Origin of the sequence: Noviherbaspirillum aerium, assembly GCF_008929045.1 — a bacterium.
Classification (GTDB): Bacteria; Pseudomonadota; Gammaproteobacteria; order Burkholderiales; family Burkholderiaceae_D; genus Noviherbaspirillum; species Noviherbaspirillum aerium.
In genome coordinates this window covers 226,497-250,830 of record NZ_VFAH01000007.1, presented here as the reverse complement: position 1 = coordinate 250,830, position 24,334 = coordinate 226,497, and the positions used below count along the sequence as shown (strand labels likewise).

At 59.9% G+C, this 24,334-nt stretch carries 21 protein-coding genes and 1 pseudogene; 11 read left to right on the top strand and 11 right to left on the bottom strand.

All coding sequences use genetic code 11. The annotated features are described in order from the left end of the window. The first annotated feature begins 496 nt into the window (after positions 1-496). The 5 genes from FH061_RS13060 (at position 497) to FH061_RS13040 (ending at position 4,850) form a co-directional block, all read left to right on the top strand. A complete protein-coding gene (locus FH061_RS13060; protein WP_151636256.1) occupies positions 497-979 on the top strand; it encodes a 4Fe-4S dicluster domain-containing protein in 483 nt (160 codons plus the stop codon). A gap of 18 nt (positions 980-997) precedes the next feature. Further along, positions 998-2,845, top strand: coding sequence for an aldehyde ferredoxin oxidoreductase family protein (locus FH061_RS13055; RefSeq protein WP_151636255.1), 1,848 nt, complete (start codon positions 998-1,000; stop codon positions 2,843-2,845). A 130-nt stretch (positions 2,846-2,975) separates the two neighbouring features. Further along, positions 2,976-4,244, top strand: coding sequence for an NAD(P)/FAD-dependent oxidoreductase (locus FH061_RS13050; protein WP_151636286.1), 1,269 nt, complete (start codon positions 2,976-2,978; stop codon positions 4,242-4,244). After that, positions 4,241-4,492 carry a MoaD/ThiS family protein gene (locus FH061_RS13045; protein WP_151636254.1) on the top strand — a complete coding sequence of 84 codons (252 nt, stop codon included), beginning with the start codon at positions 4,241-4,243 and terminating at the stop codon, positions 4,490-4,492. Before FH061_RS13050 ends, FH061_RS13045 begins: the two co-directional genes overlap by 4 nt. A 13-nt stretch (positions 4,493-4,505) precedes the next feature. Further along, positions 4,506-4,850: a hypothetical protein gene (locus FH061_RS13040; RefSeq protein ID WP_151636253.1), complete on the top strand. Its 345-nt coding sequence runs from the start codon at positions 4,506-4,508 to the stop codon at positions 4,848-4,850. A gap of 48 nt (positions 4,851-4,898) precedes the next feature. Here the strand turns inward: FH061_RS13040 and FH061_RS13035 are convergent, their stop codons facing one another. The 4 genes from FH061_RS13035 to FH061_RS13020 all read right to left on the bottom strand — a co-directional run bounded on the left by FH061_RS13035 (position 4,899) and on the right by FH061_RS13020 (position 9,673). Further along, positions 4,899-5,723 carry a substrate-binding domain-containing protein gene (locus tag FH061_RS13035; RefSeq protein WP_151636252.1) on the bottom strand — a complete coding sequence of 275 codons (825 nt, stop codon included), beginning with the start codon at positions 5,721-5,723 and terminating at the stop codon, positions 4,899-4,901. Positions 5,724-6,111: 388 nt separating this feature from the next. Further along, on the bottom strand, positions 6,112-8,166 hold the full coding sequence (locus FH061_RS13030) for a josephin domain-containing protein (protein ID WP_151636251.1): 2,055 nt from the start codon (positions 8,164-8,166) through the stop codon (positions 6,112-6,114). 241 nt (positions 8,167-8,407) lie between these two features. Beyond that, a complete protein-coding gene (locus tag FH061_RS30460) occupies positions 8,408-8,887 on the bottom strand; it encodes a CesT family type III secretion system chaperone (protein ID WP_225984649.1) in 480 nt (159 codons plus the stop codon). 270 nt (positions 8,888-9,157) lie between these two features. After that, the gene (locus tag FH061_RS13020) at positions 9,158-9,673 is read right to left on the bottom strand and encodes a hypothetical protein (RefSeq protein ID WP_151636249.1); all 516 of its coding nucleotides are present in this window, start codon (positions 9,671-9,673) and stop codon (positions 9,158-9,160) included. A 191-nt stretch (positions 9,674-9,864) separates the two neighbouring features. Here FH061_RS13020 and FH061_RS13015 point away from each other — a divergent pair, with 191 nt between their 5' ends. Beyond that, positions 9,865-10,374: a formylglycine-generating enzyme family protein gene (locus FH061_RS13015; RefSeq protein ID WP_318841003.1), complete on the top strand. Its 510-nt coding sequence runs from the start codon at positions 9,865-9,867 to the stop codon at positions 10,372-10,374. Positions 10,375-10,409: 35 nt separating this feature from the next. Here the strand turns inward: FH061_RS13015 and FH061_RS13010 are convergent, their stop codons facing one another. Both FH061_RS13010 and FH061_RS13005 read right to left on the bottom strand, forming a co-directional pair. Further along, positions 10,410-10,814, bottom strand: a complete 405-nt coding sequence (locus FH061_RS13010) for a hypothetical protein (RefSeq protein ID WP_151636248.1) — start codon at positions 10,812-10,814, stop codon at positions 10,410-10,412. Positions 10,815-10,827: 13 nt separating this feature from the next. Continuing rightward, a complete protein-coding gene (locus FH061_RS13005) occupies positions 10,828-12,219 on the bottom strand; it encodes a DUF6445 family protein (RefSeq protein WP_151636247.1) in 1,392 nt (463 codons plus the stop codon). A 258-nt stretch (positions 12,220-12,477) separates the two neighbouring features. Between FH061_RS13005 and FH061_RS30980 the strand changes: the two are divergent. The 3 genes and pseudogenes from FH061_RS30980 (at position 12,478) to FH061_RS12985 (ending at position 17,635) form a co-directional block, all read left to right on the top strand. Then, positions 12,478-12,999, top strand: a pseudogene (locus tag FH061_RS30980) (DcrB-related protein). Next, positions 13,000-17,229 (top strand): RHS repeat-associated core domain-containing protein, encoded by a 4,230-nt coding sequence (locus FH061_RS12990; RefSeq protein WP_151636244.1) that lies wholly within the window; start codon positions 13,000-13,002, stop codon positions 17,227-17,229. Beyond that, positions 17,180-17,635, top strand: coding sequence for a hypothetical protein (locus tag FH061_RS12985; RefSeq protein WP_192805052.1), 456 nt, complete (start codon positions 17,180-17,182; stop codon positions 17,633-17,635). Before FH061_RS12990 ends, FH061_RS12985 begins: the two co-directional genes overlap by 50 nt. A gap of 568 nt (positions 17,636-18,203) precedes the next feature. Here FH061_RS12985 and FH061_RS12980 read toward each other — a convergent pair. Further along, positions 18,204-19,205: an aldo/keto reductase gene (locus tag FH061_RS12980; RefSeq protein WP_318841001.1), complete on the bottom strand. Its 1,002-nt coding sequence runs from the start codon at positions 19,203-19,205 to the stop codon at positions 18,204-18,206. Positions 19,206-19,583: 378 nt separating this feature from the next. Here FH061_RS12980 and FH061_RS30975 point away from each other — a divergent pair, with 378 nt between their 5' ends. Next, a complete protein-coding gene (locus FH061_RS30975; protein ID WP_264158741.1) occupies positions 19,584-19,793 on the top strand; it encodes an integrase core domain-containing protein in 210 nt (69 codons plus the stop codon). Positions 19,794-19,804: 11 nt separating this feature from the next. Here FH061_RS30975 and FH061_RS12970 read toward each other — a convergent pair whose 3' ends face one another. Together FH061_RS12970 and FH061_RS12965 are read right to left on the bottom strand one after the other, a co-directional pair. Next, positions 19,805-20,263 carry a cupin domain-containing protein gene (locus tag FH061_RS12970; protein ID WP_151636242.1) on the bottom strand — a complete coding sequence of 153 codons (459 nt, stop codon included), beginning with the start codon at positions 20,261-20,263 and terminating at the stop codon, positions 19,805-19,807. Continuing rightward, the gene (locus FH061_RS12965; RefSeq protein WP_151636241.1) at positions 20,253-20,849 is read right to left on the bottom strand and encodes an RNA polymerase sigma factor; all 597 of its coding nucleotides are present in this window, start codon (positions 20,847-20,849) and stop codon (positions 20,253-20,255) included. Before FH061_RS12965 ends, FH061_RS12970 begins: the two co-directional genes overlap by 11 nt. A gap of 386 nt (positions 20,850-21,235) precedes the next feature. On the opposite strand from FH061_RS12965, the gene FH061_RS12960 reads away from it, so the two are divergent. Next, complete coding sequence (locus FH061_RS12960; protein ID WP_225984641.1) at positions 21,236-22,744, top strand: DUF4331 domain-containing protein; 1,509 nt, start codon at positions 21,236-21,238, stop codon at positions 22,742-22,744. A 480-nt stretch (positions 22,745-23,224) separates the two neighbouring features. On the opposite strand, the gene FH061_RS12955 is transcribed toward FH061_RS12960, so the two are convergent. Next, positions 23,225-23,728 (bottom strand): DUF2062 domain-containing protein, encoded by a 504-nt coding sequence (locus FH061_RS12955; protein ID WP_192805051.1) that lies wholly within the window; start codon positions 23,726-23,728, stop codon positions 23,225-23,227. A gap of 26 nt (positions 23,729-23,754) precedes the next feature. Next, positions 23,755-24,111: an HPF/RaiA family ribosome-associated protein gene (locus FH061_RS12950; RefSeq protein ID WP_192805050.1), complete on the bottom strand. Its 357-nt coding sequence runs from the start codon at positions 24,109-24,111 to the stop codon at positions 23,755-23,757. Positions 24,112-24,334 lie beyond the last annotated feature (223 nt).

The window sequence follows — 24,334 nt, the reverse complement described above, 5'->3', positions numbered from 1 at the left end:
GCTGAGGGCGGCATGGCAGCATCATGTCGGGACGAGGAAAAGCTGGGCATGTCCCAAGCCTTGTGCGCATTGTTGAGGAGGGATCGGCATGCTGCGTTGCGCCGAACCGTGCCTGTGACGCGTGCCGGCTTCTGGGGGACCGGCACGCGACTTGCTCCGCGGCGCGCCGGCCGTGTCAATCTGGAGCAGTTGCGTTGCATATTGGAGCAGGTTTCGCATTCCTGTTTTTTGCTCCAATTTTCGTTATGCAGACGCGGTTTTGCTATGGCAGAATCGGTTGAACATGCTTTCCGCCTATCTGTTTTCACATTGATTTTGCATCACCGGCTGCCAACATCGAAGCGATGCGGCAGCCATCGCAAGTCGACGGTGTCCATGCTGACGACGCGCTCATTCTGCAAGGGTGAACGGCTGCCGGCATCAAGTTTCCGTCATGGGTTGGTTGAAGAGTCCGATGAAGAGTCGATCGACAGATTCAAAACAAAGGAGACGAAACATGCAGAGGTCCTTACACATCGAGCCGGACAAGTGCACCGGCTGCCTGCAGTGCGAAATGGCCTGCAGCTACGAGAACTACGGGATGTTCAATCCCGCCAAGTCCCGCATCAAGGTATTCGAATTCCACCAGACCGGCGCCAAGGTGCCCTATACCTGCACGCAATGCGATGAAGCCTGGTGCCTGCACGCGTGTCCGGTCGAGGCGATCCGTATCGACCTGAACTCCGGCGCGAAGGTGGTCAGGGATGATCTGTGCGTCGGCTGCAAGGTCTGCACCATCGCCTGTCCGTTCGGCACCGTCAATTACGTGCAGACCACGGGCAAGGTGCAGAAATGCGACCTCTGCTATGACAACGTGGCCGGGCCGGCCTGCGCTTCGGCCTGCCCCACCGGCGCCATCACCTATGTGGACGCCGACTGGACCGGGCTCGACCGCATGCGGCAGTGGGCGGCGAAGCTGGGCAACAAGGCAACCGCCTGAGAGGGCAAGGAGAACGACATGTCCTGGACTGGAAAAATCCTGCGCGTCAACCTGACCGAAGGCACCTGCGCCGCCGAACCGCTCAACATGCAGTGGGCGCGCGAATACCTCGGCCAGCGCGGCCTCGCCACCAAGTATTTCGTATCGGAAGTCGATCCCAAGGTCGACCCGATGTCGCCGGAGAACAAGATCATCTGGGCCACCGGCCCGCTCACCGGCACCATGGCCTCGACCGGAGGCCGCTATTCCGTCATCACCAAGGGCGCGCTGACCGGCGCGATCGCCTGTTCCAATTCCGGCGGCTATTTCGGCGCCGAGCTGAAGATGGCCGGCTGGGACATGATCATCTTCGAAGGCAGGTCGCCGACGCCGGTCTATCTCAGCATCACCGATGACAGGGCGGAACTGCTCGACGCTTCCTGGCTGTGGGGCAAGTCGGTCTGGGACACCGAACCCGCGCTGCGCGCGCGGCACCAGGATCCGCAGATCCGCATTTCGTCGATAGGACGCGCCGGCGAGACCGGCTGCCTGTATGCGGCGGTGGTCAACGATCTGCATCGCGCCGCCGGCCGTTCCGGCGTCGGTTCGGTGATGGGCTCGAAGAACCTGAAGGCAATCGCCGTGCGCGGCACCCTGGGCGTGGGCAATATCCGCGACCCGCTGGCATTCATGCAGGCCACCGCCGCGGCCAAGAAAGTGCTTGCCGATAACGCCGTCACCGGCCAGGGCCTGCCGAAATTCGGCACCCAGGTATTGATGAACGTGATCAACGAGATCGGCGCGATGCCGACCCGCAATCACCGCGAGGTGCAGTTCGAGGGCGCCAAGGATATTTCCGGCGAAGCCATGCACGAGCCGCGCGCCACCGACGGCAAGCCGAACCTGGTCACCAACCAGGCCTGCTTCGGCTGCACCATTGCCTGCGGCCGCATTTCCAAGATCGACGAAACCCATTACACCGTGCAGAACCGTCCGCAGTACTGGGGCACCTCCGGCGGCCTGGAATACGAAGCCGCATGGGCGCTGGGCTCGGCCAACGGCGTCAATGACCTGGAAGCGCTGACCTATGCCAACTTCCTCTGCAATGAAGACGGCATGGACCCGATCTCCTTCGGCGCCACCGTCGGCGCGGTGATGGAGCTCTATGAGATGGGCGTGCTGACCAAGGAGCAGATCGGCATCGAGGCCAACTTCGGCAGTGCCAGGGCATTGACCTATCTCGCCGAAATCACCGCACGCGGCGAAGGCTTCGGCAGGGAGATCGGCATGGGCTCCAAGCGCCTGACCGCGAAGTACGGCCATCCGGATCTGTCGATGAGCGTCAAGGGACAGGAATTCCCGGCCTACGATGCGCGCGGCATCCAGGGCATGGGCCTGGCGTATGCGACCTCCAATCGCGGTGCCTGCCACCTGCGCGGCTATACCGTGGCCTCGGAAGTGCTCGGCATCCCGGTCAAGACCGATCCGCTGGTCACCGACGGCAAGCCGGAGCTGGTCAAGGCTTTCCAGGATGCGACGGCGGTGTTCGATTCGGCCGGCGTCTGCGTGTTCACCACCTTCGCCTGGACCATGGCCGACCTGCAGCCGCAACTGCATGCGGCCTGCGATGAATCCTTCGACATGGAGAACCTGGCGCTGATCGGCGAACGCATCTGGAACATGGAGCGCGACTTCAACAACCGCGCCGGCTTCACCCACAAGGATGATGCGCTGCCGAAGCGGCTGATGACCGAGCCCGCCAAGACCGGCCCCGCCGCCGGCCTGGTGAGCGGCCTCGACAAGATGCTGCCGGAGTATTATGCCGCGCGCGGCTGGACCCAGGAAGGCCAGCTGACCGAGCAGACGCGCAGTCGTCTCGGCCTGTAGGCTTGCGCATCGGCCCGGGCAAGACCGGAGCGCGGCAGAGCCGCGCCCCGGTCTTGCCCGCGTCTGATCGACGTCTGATCTGCGTCTATGAGCGCCTGCACCGCAGGCGATCTCCATGAAAGAGGACATCATGCAACATGTCATTATCGGCAACGGCCCCGCCGGCGTAATTGCGGCGGAGACCATTCGCAAGCATGCCGCCGGCGACAGCATCGTGCTGATCGGCGATGAACCGGAACGTCCTTATTCGAGGATGGCGATTCCCTATCTGCTGCACGGATCCATCGACGAGCGCGGCACCTGGCTGCGCAAGGAGGAAAACCATTTCGAGCGGCTGCGCGTCCAGCAGGTGCGCGGCCGCGTGATGCGCATCGATACCGGCACCCGGCAGGCGGTGCTGGAAGATGGTGCGCTGATTCCCTACGACCGGCTGCTGATCGCCACCGGCTCGGTGCCGGCCCGACCGCCGGTGCCCGGCATCGAACTCGACGGCGTGCGCAACTGCTGGACGCTGGAAGACGCCCGCGCCATTCTCGAGCGCGCCGCGCCGGGCGCCAGGGTGCTGCAGATGGGCGCCGGCTTCATCGGCTGCATCATCCTCGAAGCACTGGCCATGCGCGGGGTGCAACTGACCGTGGTGGAGATGGGCGAACGCATGGTGCCGCGCATGATGGGCGACGCCGCCGGCAACATGATCCGGCGCTGGTGCGAAGGCAAGGGCGTCGCGGTGCATACCGGCACGCGGGTCGATGCCATCGAACGCAACTTGTCCGGCAGCTCGCCGCTGCTGGCCCGCCTGTCCGACGGCAGCACTCTGGAAGCCGACCTCATCATTTCCGCCACCGGCGTCAAGCCCAATATCGGCTTCCTGCAGGAGTCGCCGATCAAGTGCCTGCAGGGCATCCTGGTCGACGAGACCATGCAGACCTCGGTGCCGGGCGTCTATGCCGCGGGCGACTGCGCGGAAGCCTATGATCCGATTCTCGACCAGACCATCGTGTCGGCCATCCAGCCCAATGCCGCCGACCAGGCCTATTGCGCGGCGATGAACATGGCCGGCAGGCATGCGGTGCAGCGCGGGGTCACGCAGATCAATGTGCTCGACACGCTGGGCCTGATTTCCACTTCCTTCGGCCGCTGGCATGGCGTGCCGGGCGGCGACCATGTGGAACTGACCGATGAGGCAGCCTTCCGCCATGTGCGGCTGGAATTCGACGGCGATGTGCTGGTCGGCGCCAATGCGATCGGCTTTACCGAGCATGTCGGCCTGCTGCGCGGCCTGATCGAATCGCGGGTCAAGCTTGGCGGCTGGAAGCAGGCGCTGCTGGCCAATCCGCTGTGCCTGCCGGAAGCCTACATCGCCAGCACCCGCAAGCAGCCGGAGTGGCGCCATCCATGAAAGTCACCTTCAAGCTGTTCGCCACCCTGACCGATTACCTTCCGCCGGAGCGCAAGTACAATGCGGTGGAGCTTGAAGTGGCGCCGCAGACGCGGCTCGGCGAGCTGATCGGACGCTTCAACCTGCCCGAGAAACTGGTGCACCTGGTGCTGATCAACGGCGTGTACGTGGAGCCGGCGCAGCGCGGCGAGCGTTCGCTCGCGGATGGCGATGTGATCGCGATCTGGCCTCCGGTGGCAGGCGGATGATGCCCGCTCGCTGATGGCTGGCCGCGACGATGCGTTCGACGGGCAGGACAGCCGGCAGGTCCCGGCGCTGCTGGTGCGCGAGATGGGCTGCACCGAAGCCGATCTCATACGCTGGCTGCCGGGCGCGACGCGCCATGCGGCCATTGAAAGCAGCGCCCTCGACAACGGGCATTGCTACAGGATCGCCATCGGTTCGGGAAAGGTGGAGATCCATGCCGCTCCCGCGCCGCCCCGGCGCATTGCCGGGATCGTGCTGCCCGTTCTGATGGTGCGCTTCCGTTTCATCGGCCTTGATGCCGCTGAACGGCGGGACTTCCTTGATTACTTCGATCGCTACACCCGCCGCGGCGGGGGTTGAAACGCAATATCCATATCAGTTCGGGCCATTCGCTGACCCGGGCTCGCATTACCTGCCATTGTTCGCGGCAGGGAAGAAGAGCTGCTGGCCATCGACCTTGAACTCGGCAATCTTTTTCTGGCCTTCGGCCGAAGTCATCCACTCGATGAGCCGGGTGGCGCCCTTGTAGTTGATGTCCTTGTACTTGGCGGGATTGACCGCGATGATGCCGTAGGGATTGAACATCTTGCGGTCGCCCTCCACCGCGACGACCAGCCCGGTCTTGGCGCGGTAGGCGCCGTAGGTGGCACGGTCGGTCAGGGTGTAGGCCTGCAGTTCCGCCGCCATGTTGAGCACCTCGCCCATGCCCAGCCCGGCTGAAACATAGGCGGCGCCCTGCGGCTTCATGCCCGCCTCCGTCCAGTAGGCTTTTTCCATCTGGTCGGTGCCGGAGTTGTCGCCGCGGGAGATGAATCTGGCCTTGCTGCCGGCGATCTTCTTCATTGCCGCGATCACATCCTTGCTGCCGGCAATGCCTGCCGGGTCGCTGACCGGGCCGACAATGATGAAGTCGTTGTACATCACATCGCGCCGATCGACGCCATGTCCCTCCGCGACGAACTTGTCTTCGGCTGCGCGCGCATGGACCAGCGTGACGTCGACATCGCCGTTCTTTGCCAGTTCGAGCGCCTTTCCGGTACCGACCGAAATGACATTGACCTTGCTGTTCGTCCTTGCTTCAAAGGCGGGCAGCAGGAATTTCAGCAAGCCCGAGTTCTCCGTGCTGGTGGTGGTGGACAGCTTGATGACGTCTTGCGCCCATGCCGGCAAGGCGGCCAGGCAAAGTCCCGATGCAAGGGCGAGAGCTGTGGCGTGGATCTTCCATTTGTGCATTCATGATCTCCATCGATTTGACATGGTGCCTGCCCGGGTTGCAGGCCGGCGGCGGTCAATCGTGACCGACATGGTTTCGCATGGTAACCTTCATTGAATATCAAGCCAATATCGAAACGTGTTCATATGCCTGGGCATGGCGCTGCGAAGGATGCCAAGTTGCGGCATGTGGTCGCGCGATCACCCCGCTTGCAAGCCCTTGGCAGCGATGCGAAGACCGCATCGGCATCTTTACCACCGCCGACGGCGTCGTTCATGCCTTGACTGTCAAGGGTCCTCGGCACCAAGGGATTCGTTCCGGCAAATGGCGATCATATGATGCGGCGATGCTCGCAATGGCACGGCACTTCAGCTGATCAACTGATCAACTGATCGCGTCCGTGCCGTGTTACTTCTTCGAAGGCTTACGGCCATCGGGTTTGCCAAGCGTAACGGTCGATGCGAATTTCTTGGCTTCCGCTAGAGCAGCCATGGCATCGTCAAAACTGTGGCTTTTCGCCCGGAAATTTTTCGTGGCATATGCTTTGCCTCCCGGCGTCTTTGCGTCTGCCCGGAAAGTCACTACCCATGAGCGCCCGCTGTCCATCCATGTAACGTACTTCATCCCGCTATGGTATTTAGCTGTGTGCACCGGTTTCACTCTTTGGCGTTCGGCAAGAAATTCTTCGAAAGTCAGTTCACCGGTCACCACGCGTTTCCATACGGATTCCGCCTCATCCTGCGCTAGCTTGATCGCGTGATTGTCATAATTTCCCTCCGAATCCTTGGACACATTGAAGATCTGCGTCAACGCAGGTTTCGCCTTTTCTTGCGAGGCCGGCGTACCAATGCAAGGCGTATTGAAATTTACTTTCCAAAAATGTTTTGTTGCACCCCAATGCACACCTGGAGCCGCACTGGTCGGTTTTCCATGAAGGCGCCACAACTCGTCACGATGCCCGGCTTCATCAAATCTGCCTTCCCGAATGTCCTTCCGGGTCTGCTCGGCGAGTTGCCTCGCTTCCGCAGTATTGTTCCTCTGAATCCGGTATGCAGCAATCTGAAGCTCTCCTTTGGGATTGAACTCGATTACCGCGAAATAAGGATTCCGACTTCTCACCCGGCGGATCTCTCCAGTCCTGGAATCTGTCGCCTGGCTGCGTGAAACGCCCTCCTCCATGCTGGCGGCCCGCGTAGCGACTGGCCAGGTATCGGGCAGCGCTTCGGCGAGGCCGATAAAATCAACCGCTGCACGTTCAGCTTCGATTTCCGGTTTTCGGTGGTCGCTCGCTACGTTATGCTGTTCATCGAATTTCTCCTGCAGCGCCGACCAGACTGCGGCAGGCGTCCGATTGACGAATGGCGCATTATCATGATCAAGATCCTGCATGAGCGTCTCCCAGGTCTCGCCGCGCTTTCTGACGGCGATAACGAACGGCGAGGTGCGCACCCAAAGCATCCCCTGGGAGTGACCCGCAAGATGACCATCAAGCCTATCCTGCAGATCTCTGCCTTCCCGGCCAACCGTCGGAAGCAATTCATGTGAGGCGCTTATGCCCTGCGACTGCAGGTATGCCGTCAGTCTCTCCGGGGTCAACACCGGATCGTCAGGATGTTGCTCCGCAAGCCTGTTCGACAGCGCCTCGATCGGCTGCGTGCCGTAGAGGCGGCCCAAAAGACGGCAGGCATAGGAAAAGGCGCCGTGCGCCAAGGCGTCGATGGCAATCCTGATGCGGGGCGAGGACTGCGACGGCACGGCAGCCAGCAGGGTGCTGCCTTCCGTCAGGCTTTCCGCAAGATATGCGGAGGCGTCGACTTTGCGGGGCGCCGGCTTCAACGAGTCGAGTTCATACCAGTCACCGTCCTGCTTGAGCAAGGCCGTATAGTGGCCCTGCACCTCTTCTTCCATCGTGTACCGTCCGCGATAAACCACCATTCTTTCCAACTCGCCCAACAACAAGGGTTCGATGGCGCGAAGTTGTTCCTTGTCGACTTCAAGTCGCATCATCTGCCGGTGTGCAAACCGCCCATCCCGGCATACGAGGCCGATGTCAGCCCCGTAACTGACATCGGCAGCGTCTATATCCCATGCGTGCGTTTGCCAGGCATTGTTGAAAGCATGCTGCAGGCATGTCAGCGTGCCGAGGCCTTGGTTCTCGAAGAAGGAGGGTCCCGGCTTCGGGCTTGCCGCATGCGGCTGCGCGGCCATGGTCTTTGCGCGTTTGGTGACGACTGCGGATGCGGCGGCATTGGCTGGCGGTGAGTCACTCCGCTCCCTGGGTCTTTTCGACGTAGCCGCCTGACGCGCCGCCAGCAGATGCGATGAAGCGTGTTGCGGCGCGGCGCCAGCCAATGCCAGTTTCGCTGGCAGTCCAAGGGAGGCCGGTACATCGGCCGCCGGTTCGGCGCGGCCCGGCTTTTGCGACAGAACCACCAGTAATTCCTCAGCCTCCGGCTCGGTCATATTGCTCCTCGGGGGAGACGATATTCTTTCAAGCGCTTTCGGTATCTGCGTCTGATGAATCGCTTCTGCCACCGGCGCAACGGAATCCCCAGCATGAACAAGATGACTGATCGAGACGCGTTGCCGCGCAGTAAGTGGCACAGAAGGCGTGGAAGGAGGTGAAATTGCCATAGGAACTGCTTTACAAGAGAGAGTTAATAAAAACGGCGGGCCGGGATTGCCGCAGCGGTCATCTTCATCATCAGCGGGGTGCAGGCCGGCGCGTGCCTGAGACCGAAGCCCCGGAAATAATGGCTCGCGCGGCGCTTGCCGTACTTCGGATGGCGTCGAGGACCGACTTGAACAGGGCGGCGTCGACTGCGGTGAGCCGGCACCGGGACGAGACGACGACGGTGCCGCTCCCGGTATCCAGGCCGACGTTCACGTCGGTGTCGCAGGACGGTCGGTGATTAAGCGCCAGCAAGCCGGAAAGCATTGCAGCCGGCGAAGCGGGCGGCAAGACGCCGGCTTCGCAAGCAGCGAACAGCACGGTGCCGGAGGCGGCGCTCATCACATAAAGGCTGGGCTCCTCGGCAAAGCGAAGGACGTAGGCGTCGGCGGCGGGGCCCGGTGCCACGGGAATGTTCAACTGCCGAAGCAGATCCTGCAGTCGCTGGTGGAAGGCGGCCCCGGGCTTGGCCGGGGGCGATGGAGCATTGGGACGATGGCGGAAGACATGCATGTCAATGGAAATTGAAGGGGTCCTGTTGAAGCAGCATGTGTGGCAGATCAAACAGGAAAAGTTCCATTGACCCTGTACCGCGTGTTCCCCCGCGCAGAGCGGCATGTTGTCTGCCAATATCAGGAAGCTCTTCTACCTGGCGACATCCGCTCGTCCGGAAAATGCATGCCGGTTGTTCCCGGCGACCGCCAGAACGGCGCGCCGGGTTCAGTATTCCCGCAAGCTACGCAGCACTGCGCTGTGCTGTAATCGGACCGGCTCGGCGCTCCCTCAAGTCTCGATCTTGTGGTCTTCCGCCTTGGCCTGCTGCATGGCCGTCGGCTCCAGGTTTTCCGCCGCCACGTTGCGGCTGACGAACCAGCCCCAGGCGGCCAGCATCACGCCGGCGGCCACGCCGATCGATGCGGCCTGGGGCAGCAGTTCGGGCGCGGTATGAATCAGCTGGAACACCGCCACCAGGCATTCGATGGACAGCGATACGATGACAACCACAAGAAAGCGCGAGATGAAGCGCCGCACCCGCGTCGGCGCGCTCATGCTCGCCGACCGCTGCACCTCTTCCTCGAGGATGGTCTGTCCCAGTTCGAAGGCCGCGACTGCAATGGTCAGCAAGCCGATGCACTCGAGCACCTGAACGAAGCGCTGGCGCATCGGCACGTCGGCCGCCGGGTCGACGGCAGCCCACATTTCGTTGGCGGCAAAACCCAGGAGCACAATGCCGCAGACGAGAAAGAACAGGACGGTGATGACGTAGCCGATGGAGAAGATCTTTTGTACAAGCTTCATTGCAAGGCTGGTTGTGTCTGGTGGTTGGGGATGTTGGGGATGTCGAAGCTGGCGAACGCAATTGGCGGATCGCAGATTGTTGACCCTGCTGTATCCCGTGCAGACCCATGCAATCCGGTAATCGCTTGGACGCCGCTCGCTGAATGGCTATAGCTTAATCCTCCGACACTTTCGCGGATTGATTATATGTAATGAAGCCTGTATGGCATCGGCGGAATCGGACACATATTGGGCACATACCGGGCACCTTCTGCAAGGCGATGTGTCGGCATGGAAATACGGGGCCATTGCGCTGCACCCGCACGCATGCCAGCAGACGCTCCGCAAATGCTGCTGAAGGTTGCCAATGTCTTTACCGCGATGCCGCAGCGCACTGGCCTCAATGGAAGCGGCATGGGCTTGAAGGGCGTGACGGTTGTGCATTCACCGCGCCGGTCGGCAGCTTCGCCCGGAACGCCTTCGGCTTGCATGACATGCATGGCAACCCATGGGAATGGACCGCCGACTGGCACGGCGACCGCTACTATGATGAATCTTCGGTCGACAACCCGCCCGGGCCGGCGACTGGATCGGTGAAGATGCGCCGCGGCGGTTCCTGGCATACCTGGGCCATGTGTGCGCGTTCATCGTACCGGAACTGGAATCCGGCGAAAACGCGCTACACCCTGGTCGGCATGCGTCTGCTGCGCGAAGCGCGCTGAGAGGCAGTCGTGCTGGAGTCAGGCCGGCGAAGCGCTCAGGCCGCCGTGCGCACGATGGCGGTGATCAGCGCAATGACGGCAACGGCTCCGCTCACGCCGGTTGCCACGGCCAGCGTCACCAGCCGCTTGCGATTGGCTTCGATGCGCTGGATGAGCTGCGCATTTTGCTCGGCGAGCGCCTTGATCAGTTCGGACGAGGTGCGCATCTGAGCGTGCAAGTCCGATATCCCGGCTTCCGCGCCGTTCAGCCGTGCATCGATATCTGCGATGACTTCCTGCGGCGAGGCGATGTGCACGTCCGACTCCGTATGCACCGGTGCCGCAGGCGGTTTTGCCACCGCGCCCCACAGCTTGCGTGCGTTTTCGGCAACGCCCGGCGCATTGCCGATGACTTCCGACCAGGGGACATGCTTCAAGACCTTCAACCAATCCATTGCCATTATTCAATTTCCTTCAATGTTGCCGCCGCCCGCATGACTGCATGCCGGTCAATACGGCGGCATCTCTGACTGAAGTATAGGGCAATGCGCGCCGTTCTCCTTCCACCGTGCCGGTCCTTTTTATCGGCCCGGCCCGCGCCGCCTCCATCGGCGCAATGGTGCTGCTTTCTTCCGGCAGGACTTCGAAGAAAAACAATTGAACGAGCCGCGCGTCTTCCGGCGTGGCGCCAAAGACATCGGTAATTGAATGGAAATAGTCGCCGCGATAAATGAGCAGGCGGTTCTGCCGCATTGGCACTTCAAGCACAGCCTGCCATGCTTCGCGCTGCTCCTTCAGCTGCCCGAATGGCAATAGCCGATGGTTCGGAAGCCATCGTTTCTGGAATGCCTTGAAATCCGCATAGCCCCCGGCGCGCAGTTCGCCCTGCGACGGGCGCTTCTCCCATCCGGTCGGCAAGTGCTTCCAGAAGCTGGTTCCGCCCTGGCATTGCCGGGGCGGGTTCAGATAAAGCACGGCGGCATAGAAACTGCCGCTCTCCCCTGTTTCATTATCGACGTGGATGTCGGTACGCGCCGTTGAATGGCCGAAGCTGAGCCGGTAGGCGCCGTTATCCGGGGACAGGGTCTTGATCGGCCTGCGCAGTATCGTCGAGATCCGCTCCATGATTTCCTGACAGGGCATGCCGTCGGTCTGCATGCCGGGATAATTCTGGCCTTCGTACTGCGTCTGCCGGAAGGCTTGAGCCAGGGCTTCGATCCGGTAAGCGGCCACGTCTTCCAGGAAATCGTCGATCACATGGAGATCGCGCAGGGGGCAGACCAGTTCGCTTTTTTCCGTGGGCGCAGCCGGCCGCGCATGGCTGATGCGGCACTCCTTCGCCAGCGCAGGCTTGAGCCGAACCGATTCCTCGTGACAGCGGGTCGCCTCCTCCAGGTGGTTTTCCCGGTAATGGAGCAATGCGAGCAGATGCAGGGTCTCGGCGGAGGGGGATGCGGCGGCATGCAGGCGTTCGAGCAAGGCAATCGCTTCGCCCGGGCGGGACAGGGACCGCAGCAGTTCCGCGTGATGGAGTGCGATGTCCCGATCGGCCGGCATGCGCTGTTCCAGGGTCTGCAGATGCCGCAGGGCCGCTTCCGTATCCATGGCCTGCAGCGCCTTGCAGTAATTGAGCTGGATCTGGACATCATCGGCGAGTGCGCTCAGCGACTGCTCCATCATGTGCATGCCTATCGCCTCCTGGCCGAGCTGATAGAGCGCGAGTCCGAGATAGTGGCGCGGACGGGCGGCGTCGGGTGTCGCCTGCAGCACTTGCTGATAGAAATTCACAGCGCCAATCAAGTCATTCTGGCGATGCCTTGCCAGACCCGCTTCGAGCCAGTCCGGCTCGGTTTGTCGTGTACCCATGTTCTTTCCCTTTCCCGTATCCGCGTACCCCTGCGCCCCTGAATCCGAGGCGTTCCCGGATTAAAAGCGCTTTGGATTCTAACGCTGAGCGCGGGTTATGGAACAGATTCCAAGACAGTCTTCCTAGATATATGACATACAAACAACATTGCAAACAAGGCAATTTATTATTATTCTTGCAATTTCTTTAACTCAAGACCGTGGCGGACATGGCAAGCCTTTTCATCCCCTGCCTACCGCACGCCAGAAAGAACATCCATGCCGCTGCACGACCACTGCTACATCATCAATGAAGGATCGCTGCTGCTGCCCGACGGCTACCTGGACCGCACCGCCAATATCTTCGTGCAGGCCGACACGGCGCAAGGCGCATTCAACCTCAACATCGGCCGCGACTCGATGGAACCCGAGGAAACGCTCGCCGATTACGTGGGACGCTAGATCGGCATCATGAAGGAAAAAATTCCCGGATACAGGATGCTTGGCCGCAATCCGGTCCGCCTCGGCGGCGGCGACGCCGCCATTGCCGGTGAACAGATCGACGCCTGCTACCGGAGCGCCAACCGGACCATCCACCAGCGCCAGGCCGCCTTTCCCTTCCCGAACCGCGGCATGCTGATTTTTTCGGCAACCGGCGCCGGCGCCTTCGGCGACCACGCCAATGCGATCTGGGCGGACTGGCTGGCAAGCTTCACTCCCCGCAGCACTACGGAAGACGCGTCGCCGCAGGCTTCCGCCTCTTCCGCCTTTTCCTCCCCATCCCCGGCCGGCGAGGGCTGAATGTACGAAGCCGCACGTATTCACGATGGCATCAGCCACAGCAGCGCCCTGGCCGGCTTCCTCATCGGCGCCGCCATCGGCGTGGCGCTCATCGCCGCTGTCGCCTTCGCAACATTCACCTGCGGCTTCGGGGTCGGCCTGCTGGCAGGACTGGTGGCGGGAGTCGGCGCAAGCGGCATCCTGATGCTGGGCGAAGCCATCGGCAGCGCCATACGAACGCCCTCCGGCAAGATCATCACCGGTTCGCCCAATGTCTACACCAACGGCCGCGCCGCCGCCCTGGTGCAGCTGAGCGGCGTGGCCTGTGACAAGCATCCGCCGCTGCCGCGCGTGGCCGAAGGTTCGGGCACGGTCTTCATCAATGGCCTTGCCGCCGCGCGCATCGACGACAGAACCGAATGCGACGCCAGGATACAGACCGGCTCGTCCGATGTCTTCATCGGCGGCGGGCGCACCGGCTACCTCAAGATCCATCCCGAAATCCCGGAAGCCTTGCGTACCGCGGTCGACTGGGCCTTCACGCTGGCCGGTCTGGCCGGCGGCCTGGCGGGACTGGCCGGCAAGGCCGCCGGCAAGGGCATGCGGGCGCTTGCGCCCTGCGCGGCAAGATACATCGCGGGCTTCGCCGCCGGCGAAGCCGTCGGCCGCTACGTGGCTGCTCCCGCCCTCAGCGGCCTGATCGGCCATCCGGTGGAGATCACCACCGGCCGCAAGCTGCTGCTGCCGCACGACGAGATCGACTTCAACCTGCCTGGACGTCTTCCGCTTACCGGCGCCCGCTTCTACGGCAGCGACCTGCAAGCCGAAGGCATGTTCGGCAGAGGCTGGCGGCATGAATGGGAAATATCCCTGCGCATCGAGAGCGAACGCCTGATCCATTGCGGCGTGCAAGGCCGCGAGATTCCCTTTCCGCTGCTGGAACCGGGACAGAAGGTTTATTCCCGGGCCGAACAGCTGACGCTGGGCCGCCTCAAGGACGGCCGCTACCTGGCGCACGGACTGGACGGAATATTCCACCTGTTCGATGCGCCCGATGCCAACGGCATCGCGCATCTGCAGCGCATCGAAGACCCGATGGGCAACTATCTGCAATTCGAGCGCGGAGAACACGGCAGACTGCTCCAGGTCGCCGGCCGCGGCCAGCGCGTCGCCCTGCATTATGCGCATCCGGTGCAGCGCCTGACAGCCATCGAACTGATCGAAGGCGGAATGCCCTGCATGCTGGTGCGTTATGCCTATGACGACAACGGCCAGCTTGCCAGCGTGACCGACCGCATGGACCGCGTGACGCGCCGCTTCGCCTATCAGGACGGCCTGATGTGCGAGCAGCACAATGCGCTCGGCATGCAATGCAGCTATCGCTGGGAAGAGATCGGCGGCAGCATGCGCGTCGTCGAGCACCGCACCAGCGAAGGCGAGCATTACCGGTTCCGCTACGATCCGCAAAACCGCACAAGCGGCGTCGAAGACGTACTCGGCCGCACGGCGCAATGGCGCTACGACCAACATTTCCAGATCACCGAAGCCGTCTGGTTCGACGGCGGCCGCTACCGATTCGATTATGACGAGGACGGCAACCTGACCGGCATGCACCTGCCCGGCCGGCGCAGTGTGCAACTGGCCTATGACGAACTCGGCAGGCTGATCAGCGAAACCGACCCGCTCGGCCGCGTCACCGCCACCGGCTATCACGCCGAAAGCCTGCTTCCGACGCAACAGACATTCCCGGACGGCAGTCAATGGACTGCCCGATATGACGAGCGCGGACAGCTGCTGTCCACCGCCGATCCGCTCGGCCGGGAAACGCAATTCGATTACCGGGCCGACGGCCTGCCGGAGTCCGTCACGGACCCGCGCGGCGGCATCAAGCGCATGCAGTGGAGCGAGCGCGGACAGATCACCGCCTATACCGACTGCTCGGGCAAGACCACCCGATATGATTACGACGGCAACGGTTACCTGCGCGGCATCACCGACGCCGCAGGCAACCGCACCATCGTCGAACGCCAGCCCACCGGCGAACCCATCCTGATCCTGCGGCCGGACGGCGCCCAGGAGCAATTCGAATATGATGCCGCCGGCTTGCCGGCAAGGCACCGCGACGCCGCAGGTCACAGCGAGCACTGGGAATACAACCGGCGCGGTCAGGTCATCAGATCTGTCAGCAAGACCGAGCGCACCGTCAGTTACCAGTACGACGCGCATGGCCGTCTTGTAAAACTCACCAATGCCAACGGCGCCAGCTACCAGTTCGACTACGACCATGGCGACCGGCTGGTCAGCGAAACCGGCGTCGACGGCATCGTCAAACAATACCGCTATGACGATGCCGGCAATGCGGTTGTCATGGAGCTCACCGGCCGCGACGACAATGGCAAGCTGCAACACCGCGTGACGCGCATGGAATACGATGCCGCCGGCCGCCTGAGCGCGCGGCACACCGACACCGCCGTCACCAGCTATGCCTATGACGCGCTCGACCGCCTCCTGAGCGCATCCCGCACGCCGACCGATGCCGGCAAGGCGCTCGGCATCGAGAGTGATACCGTCCGCTTCGAGTATGACGCCGCCGGTCAACTGATCGCCGAACACGGCGCCAACGGCAGCCTGCGGCACAACTACGATGAACTCGGCAATCCACTATCGCTAACCTTGCCGCAAGGGCAGCGGCTCGACATGCTCAGCTACGGCAGCGGCCATGTGCACCAGTTGCGCATGGGAGACCGGGTGATATGCGACATCGAACGCGACGATCTGCATCGCGAAATCCTCCGTACCCAGGGGCGTCTCAGCACCGGCTTCGGTTACGACGCAATGAACCGCCGCAGCTGGCAAAGCAGCATGCGCCCGGAACAGGCAGAGGCAGGGACAAACACGGTCCCCTTCTCGCCGAACAAGGGCCAGTTATGGCGCAGCTACGGCTACAACGCCGCCGACGAACTGTTCGAGCGCCACGACGCCTTGCGCGGCCATACGCAATACCGATACGACATGGATGGCCGCCTGCTAGGCTGCCTGACAAAAACCGGGACCGAACACTTCAGCTGGGACGACGCCGACAATCCCTGTGACACCTCCACCGGCCGCAGCGCCGGCGCCGTCCGCAACAACCGGCTCATGGTCTGGCAGGACCTGCGCTATAGCTACGACGCCTTCGGCAATGTCCTCAGCCGCAGGAAAGGATCCTGGCAGCAGCAGCATTTCACCTACGACGCCGACGACCGCCTGATCGAAGCGCGCGGTGATACCCGGCAGGGAGAACTCATTACCCGCTTCGCGTATGACGCGCTGGGGCGGCGTATTGGCAAGACCGTCCGATCGGCCCAGGACTGGGCGCCGGGGCAGCAGCGCAGCGACACCAAGTTTGTCTGGCAAGGCTTGCGGCTGTTGCAGGAAATCACGCCGGACAGGGCCAGCACTTATCTGTACGAGCAGGATGGCGGGCCAAGCTATGCGCCGCTGGCAAGACTCGACCAGTCGGTCAGGAGCGACGGGAGTATCGGCCATGGCCAGCTGTATTACTTCCATACCGACCAGATCGGCACGCCGCTGGAAGTCACCGATGAAGACGGGCGGCTGGTCTGGGCAGGCGAGTACGATGCATGGGGCCGGATGAAACGGCAGGTACTGGATGCGCCGCTGAAAATGGGCGAGGAGTTTGTACAGCCGCTGAGGTTTGCCGGGCAGTATGAGGATGACAGTACGGGGCTGCATTACAACACGTTCCGGTATTATGATCCGGAGGTGGGGCGGTTTCTGACGCGGGATCCGATTGGGTTGGATGGGGGGATTAATCTTTATAGGTATGCAGTTAATCCTCTATCGTGGAATGATCCTTTAGGGTTGAATCCAAGCTACATTGACCCAAATACTATAAATTACAGTCAGTCTTGGGTTAGCCCGAATGATTATGTAGAAGTGATGTTTAAGAAGGGATGGATCGGAGATCCATTGAACGTAATTAATCGAGACGGCGTCTTGGTAAGTTTTGATAATCGCCGCTTAGCCGCGGCACAGTCTCTTGGGCTAAAAGAAGTCCCGGTAAATATGGTAGCAGGATCTAGTGCATATCCGAAATCAACGACAGGAAAAACATGGGACGTTGCGTTCAATGAACGACTAAAGAAAAATGGACTTGGCCAATACGGAACGCCGGAAAAGCCCGCAATCGGGGCAGAGGATGGCACAAAAAGGATTACTCAAAATAGGAGCAACCGAGTTGGATGTTAATGAACTAATACGCAATGAAAAGTTTTTCTATGCAAATTGCATTGCAATTAATGGAGAGGCATTACTAAGTTTTAGACTGTTGAACGGAAAGGTAGTCATAGAAAATAAGATCAATTTTAGCGAAGATGACCTAACTGATATTTACAGTAGTTTTTCCAAAATTTTTGCAAACTCGGTCTATTCTGGTGGAGAAGCATCAGCACATGGATCTTGCGGTTTCTTTTATAAAAAAACTGGAAATATTATGGACTGGGTTGTAATGTCACTGGAGAGCGATCCGTTTATCGGCGTTGAACATATCGATGGCGAAGCGCGTTTTATTTCGAGCTCGGGCTCAGTATGGGTCGTTAATGAAACTGACGACAAAACTATCGATATTCATGTTATTCAGTCCAAGCGAATATGACAACCCATGACAAAATCCAACTGCAAAATTCAAATGTGCTGCGAGCTCTGGCGATGGGGGATTGTCGGGGCAAGCCTTCCAGCAGGGCATGAGCCAACGTGCCGCGGTCATCCAAGCTCGGATGGACCGCAGCAGTCGCGGCCAGCAGCATCCCGTTCGCGGTCGGTCTTGCGGATTTTTTTCCACCACCTCTGGCGTGACTTCCTCGTGCAGATGAACCGCACAAGCTTCATGCCACCAACAGAAGGCAAACGCACAACATACTAAGGTGTATTGACCCAGCAGAATCCGCTCAGATCATGCTTCTAAAGCGAATTCCTCTGCAGGTGTTTTCATGCTTTGAGGTGCCCCCGAAATCTAGACTTTTAGATGCCAGTCAGGCAAACGATGAGGACCGTACCCAAAACTCATTCTTCGCCATCTTGAAAACTCGCAACCGGGTGGGCAATAGGAACCGGACAAGTCGAGAAGCTTACGTCCGGTTCTGCAAGGGTGTAACGCTGGCATTCCCTGCATGACTGACCTACGAACAAAGCCGTCGGCATACACTTTTTAGCTGATCTTAAGCTTAAAGAACACTCGTTCCCGTCGACGCCGTCCAGATCGAGTACCACTCTTCCCGGGCCAGCGTCAACCCGGTCGCGGCAACCGCCTCCTCCATTGCCTCGATACGTTGCGAACCCGTGAGCACCAGCGGTCTGGACGGATGCCGGAGAATCCAGGCATAGGCGATAGTTGTCATCGACACGCCATGCCTTTCGGCGATGCTGGTCAGCGCCTTTCGCAACCGCTCCGCACGCGGGTCTTTGTCGTCAAACAGTCGTCCGCCGGCCAGGGCCGACCATGCCATTGGCGCAATGCGCAGACGCTGACACTGGTCGAGCGTGCCATCGTACATGGCATCCATGTGCATCACCGATAATTCCACCTGGTTGGTCATCAGCGGTACGCGCGAGGCCAGCAGCTCGAACTGTGCCGGCGTGAAGTTGGAGACGCCTAAGTGACGCACCTTGCCGTCGCGGCGCAGGGCTGTGAAGGCCTCGGCCACTTCATCGGCATCCATCAAGGGATCCGGACGGTGAATCAGGAGCAGATCAAGATACTCGACGTGCAGCGCCGTCAACGTATTTTCCACCGAGGCGATGATATGCTCGCGGCCTGTGTCGTAATGTTTCAGGCGATGCGCCGGACGGTTGGCGGATAGTAGACGGATACCGCACTTGCTGATGATTTCCATCTTTTCCCGCAGCGCTGGTGCCAGCGCCAGTGCCTCGCCGAACAAGCGTTCGCCGTCGTAGTCTCCGTAAATGTCTGCATGGTCAATGGTTGTGATACCAAGCTCGAGTGCCTGTTCGACCAGCGACAATCGCTGCGCCGGACTCATATTCCAGTTGGCAATCCGCCAAAGTCCGAGAACGATGCGGGAGAATTCAGGACCGTCGGACGCGATTTCGATACGGGGACTTTGCATGAGATAGCTATGGGGTCGACTAAACTTCCCATTTTGTCTCGAATTTTCGCTGTAGTGGGTAACATCAATAAATGAACGCGGATGCGGATTTGACGACATGTATATCCAGCGGCAAACCGATGCTGTATCCGTAAGCACTTAACCGTAGAAAATCCCTTGCGTCGGTGCCATGCTCGCTGCTGTGTGCGTGAGATCGCTTTTTCCACTCCATCCTCCCGCCGTACACCACTCCCGAATTTGATTCCAGTCGAGCCGTACGTAGCCGGAAGCTGTCACGCTCCGGCAAGGCCATGGCCGCGAATCGGCGCTGGAACAGGCGCAGGTCGCCCGCTACGGAACATTTGGACGGTGCCTGCACCGCTCCTGCTTCGCTCCGATAGCGGCGTAGTCTTCCCCAGTCGCGGCTATACCGCGCTGCTCAAAAGCTATGAGTAAAAGCAGGAATTTATTACGCCGCATTGTTCAGAGCAAAACGGCATGGTCGATCGAGTCATCCGGATCGTAAAGGAGGAGCAGTGTGTGCATCGCCATCGGTTCGAGACGCCGCAGCATGCGAGCAAGGTCATTGGTGACTGGATTAACTTCCATAACACCCGGCCTCCACATCAAGCGCTGGGCGTGAAAGACCTGCTGAGGCGTTTGCTTTGGCAGCCTGACTTGAACAGAATTCGGTGTGCCAATACATGAATCAATTGGAGTCAGGTTGCACCACACCGAATGTAGAGCAGGCAGCCTTCCACCGTTGTGATTTCCCCGTGCGGCAGTCCTTTTGGCGCCAGGTGGAAGTCGCCGGCGCGTATTTGAATACCACCAAGGCTGACTTCGCCTTCAAGGCACAGACATTCTTCGTCTGAAGCGTGCTCATGCGCTGGAAATGCACTGCCGGGCAGCATGCGGTACATGCAGGCGTTCATCTTTCCCGATTCACGCAACTGTTTTTGAAATACACCGGCTCCAATTTCTTTCCACTCGCCCTCGCATGTCCTTACCGTTACAAACGATAGAGGGGAAGTCTCCCTTATTCGGGATAAGGTGCGGCCAAGCATTCGAACATGAGCAGCGTCGCTCAGTGGTACAGGCTTGAGTTCGGAAAACATCGATGCCTGGATGTCGTCGTCTATAGGCACTTCGCCGGATATCTTCTTTTCATCGGACATTGCTGCACCTCAGCGTTTTGAGCTTCTCGCGCAAGAAGACCATCGTATACCGCATTTTGGTTTTTACCGTGCCAAGCGGCATGTCTAACTGCGAACTGATTTCCGAATAGGTGAGACCACGAAAGAACGCCAGCGTCAGGATTTGCCTGCTATCGGCGTCCAAGGCTTTGAGCGCGGCATGCAATGCGCTTTTTTCCTCTATCGCGCATAGAAGAAGTTGCGGGTCCGCCTCGGCTTCAGCCTCGTCGGCATAGGAATCATCATCCGTATAGACCACAGTGTTGGTGTCACGGGAACGAAGTAGCATCAGTGCCTGGCTTCGGCATATCACCATCATCCATTTAATCGGTGTGCCTCGCAGGACATTAAATTTCTGAGCGTTTTGCCATACATAAAAATAGGCATTCTCGACGGCTTCCTCGGCCATCTCATTTGACCGGGTAATGCGATATGCGAGGCCGTACAACAGGTTGACTGTCGCCGCGTAAAGCAATGAGAAAGCGCTCTCGTCACCTTTCGTTGTTGCCCATATCCATCGGGAAAGTTGAAGGTCGGCCTCTGCCTGTGAATATTCTTGCTTTTGCATGTTCAGGTTCGGCTGCCCATTTTTGTATAGCAGACAGTACTTCTGTCAATGATCGCCGTACTTGATATGCGCCAATCGATGCGCGTGGAAGCCACCGGTTTTAGCGACGGTTCTTGCGCAGGCGAAAAATTCCATTTACGTAACCGTGAGATTTATCAAACCAGACGCTAATCCTTTATGAAAATGGAATCCAAAAAACAAAAGCGAACATACAAGGATTGTTAGATCGCCGTTGCCTGCGTCAGCAGTGCAAGTTCTTTAAGAGATGCAAAGCTGCAGCGTTGCGTAAATCTATACCGGGTGCATGGGCAGAACGTCAAAGGATCGACTTCCTGCAAACCACCAGAACATTTTGTTCTACCTTCTCACATCGTTTGGAGACAAGCATGCCTGCAGTCAATTTTAAAATCCGATCGGCGATAGCACTTTCCATTGGAGCCATGAGTGCAGTGAGCTCTCCAGGCTTCGCTTCCAGCCACCGCGAAGCCCCCTTTATCTCCCAGAACCCAAGCGTCGATGCAACAGACTTCTACATGTTTCGCAGCTATGAGCCAGGGCGCGAAAACTACACCACCATGGTCGCAGACTATATTCCCCTGCAAGACCCGCCCGGCGGCCCGATTTTTTTCCCGATGAACCAGAACGGGCTCTATGAAATTCATGTCGACAACAACGGGGATGGCAAGGAAGACCTGACCTTCCAGTTTCAGTTCAAGAATGAATTGAAAGATATCGCACTGCCGGTTGGGGACAAGCAGGTCTCTATTCCTGTCATCAATGGCAGCAGGATCGAATCACCAAAGTCTCCCAATCTGCAGATGCAGGAGACCTATACGGTGAACATCGTCAGGGGCGACCGTCGCTCCGGCCAACGACAAGCTGTTACGAACGCCGCTGGAGGCGGTACGACATTTGACAAGCCGGTCGATAACATCGGCAAGAAAAGCATTCCCGATTATGCCGCTTATGCAGGACAACACCTATATAACGTCAACATTCCCGGATGCGACTCGCCTGGACGCATGTTCGTCGGCCAGCGCAAGGACCCGTTTGTCGTGAACGTGGGTGAAGCGCTCGACCTCCTCAACATCAAAACACCGGCCGTCGAACTCAATCCGGATGCGGAGCGTTCCGCCCGGGACGACCTCGCGCGCAAAAATGTGACTGCCATTGCGATCGAGGTGCCGACATCTTGCCTGCGTACCGCAAATGAACCGGTAATCGGGGCATGGACAACAGCAAGTCTTCGTCAGGGCCGGGTGATCAATCCAGCGCCTGACAGCGGACTATTCACCACCACCAAGGAGGGTGGCGCCTGGGCACAGGTATCACGCCTGGCTATGCCGCTGGTGAATGAAGTGGTCATTGGCCTGAAGGACAAGGATAAATTCAACGCCAGCAAGCCTAGCGGCGATGCGCAATTCCTGACGTATATCACCAACCCCACCCTGGCGGCCGTTATCGAGTCGCAGTTCTCAAGTGCCGGCGTGAAGGCTCCCACAAAGCTGCCACGGAATGATCTCGTGACTGCTTTCCTGACAGGTGTCCCGGGTCTTAACAAACCAGCCAACGTAGTGCCTTCTGAAATGATGCGCCTGAATACCGAGATCGCCCCGAAAGCCAAGGGTGCTCAGAATCGACTGGGGGTGATTGGCGGTGATACCGCAGGCTTTCCGAATGGTCGCCGCCCCGGCGATGATGTCGTCGATGTGGAGTTGCGGGTATTGATGGGCAAGCTGTGCACCCTTAACGACCCGGCCACCTTTGGATGCGCACCCGCTGATGCACCGTCGGGCACGCTGCAGTTCACGGATGGAGCTTATACCGACGACAGTAACTACGATGCCGCCTTCCCCTATTTGAGGACACCTCTGGCAGGCTCGCCGCAAGAGTAATCGAGGCCGCCACGTAGATCTCTCACTCATATCCGGAGCAACCTATGAAATATCTCTTGGCAATCGTATTCGCAACGGTGGCGCTTGCCGCATGTGGCGGAGGCAGCAGCAATAGTCCCGCAGTGGCGAACAACACCGGGAATAGCGGTAATGCGAGTCAACCCGGCTCCCCTGCGGGAGGAAGCGGAGCGAACACCGGCAACGCTTTCCTCGCGCTGGTCATGAGCATCATATCGAACAACTCGGACACCGCGGAACCAGTTGCCGTGGACGCCGGTCCTGTGTCTTCGCCTGACAACGAGGAGGCAGCACCCGTTAGTTGAAGGGTTGGTTGAAGGGCTTGATGCCCTTCATGTGGCCCGATGAATACGGCTGACCCAGAATATCGTTGGGTCGGCCGTCATTCTTCGCCGGGAAATCGACTATCAGCAAAGCCGGCTTTTTACGCAACTGGGATATTGCTCCATCACCGCCGTACTTTCATCCTCCGCTGATTGACGCATCCGTCCGCCGCCTTCGCCACCGATACAAGACCGCCCCCCTCCACCCTGCAATCGCAATGCCGAAGGCCAGCAAGCCCGACAGGATCGCCAGCAAGGGAACGCCAAGCAGCAGCGGCAATCCCGCGTCTTGCACGAGACCGTTCCAGTCCATGTTGACGGAAAACGTCGCCGTCTCCGGCCAGGCCAGCGGCTGACCGAGGCAGAATGCGCCCAGCATCCAGGCTGCGCCAAGTATGGGCAGCATGGTGAACGGATTGCCGATGAAGGTCAGCACCACCGCAGTCGGCAAATGGGCATTGAAGCGAATGGCGGCGAATGCGGCCAGCAGCGCCTGCGCCGGGATGGGCAGCACGCTGATCGCCGCGCCGATGGCGGCACCAAGGGCCACAGAACGCCGCCGGGGTATCCACAACAGCGGCTTGCCGCTGCCGAGCAGGCGGCCGATCTGCGGATGATTCTTCAACAGCTCTGATGCGTTCATCCATGAACGCCGCGTCTTCGGCATGCTTATTCCTTATGCACCGCGGCGGGATCGTGCGGCAAGGCTTCACGCCCGGGCTTCTTGCGCATCGTCATCGTCATCCGTTTCGTGCGATGCGCAGCGCGGCGCACTGCATAGTCGATCGCGGTGTACATGTTCTCCTGCACCTCATGCACCACCACGGTCGGCCGGTCGGGCAGCGTGACGCTCACTTCGCAGCGGTTTTCCCGCCCGCCGCGCGCGGCGCTGACTTCGCGCAGTTGCACGGCGACCTGCCTCACATAGTCATGCGTATGGGTGAAGGCGGAACGCACGCTGCGCTCCAGGTATTCCTGCAGGAAGGGAGTGAAGCAGTATTCACGGGCAACTATCTGCACGTCCATCGGCGCCTCCATTGACGGGTTCGGTAAATGAGATCGATGGAGCACAGTGTTGCCGATTATCCCGGCTTGAAAAACCTAAGAAACAGGGAGACAGTCTTCCTAAAACCAGAATTGTTTTTTAGAAATTGATGAAACGATCCGTGCAGGCACGGAGGCCTGCACGGCCGGTCGTGCGCGACTTGATGATCAACCCGAACGGCGGGACGCAAAGCCCGTGCAAACC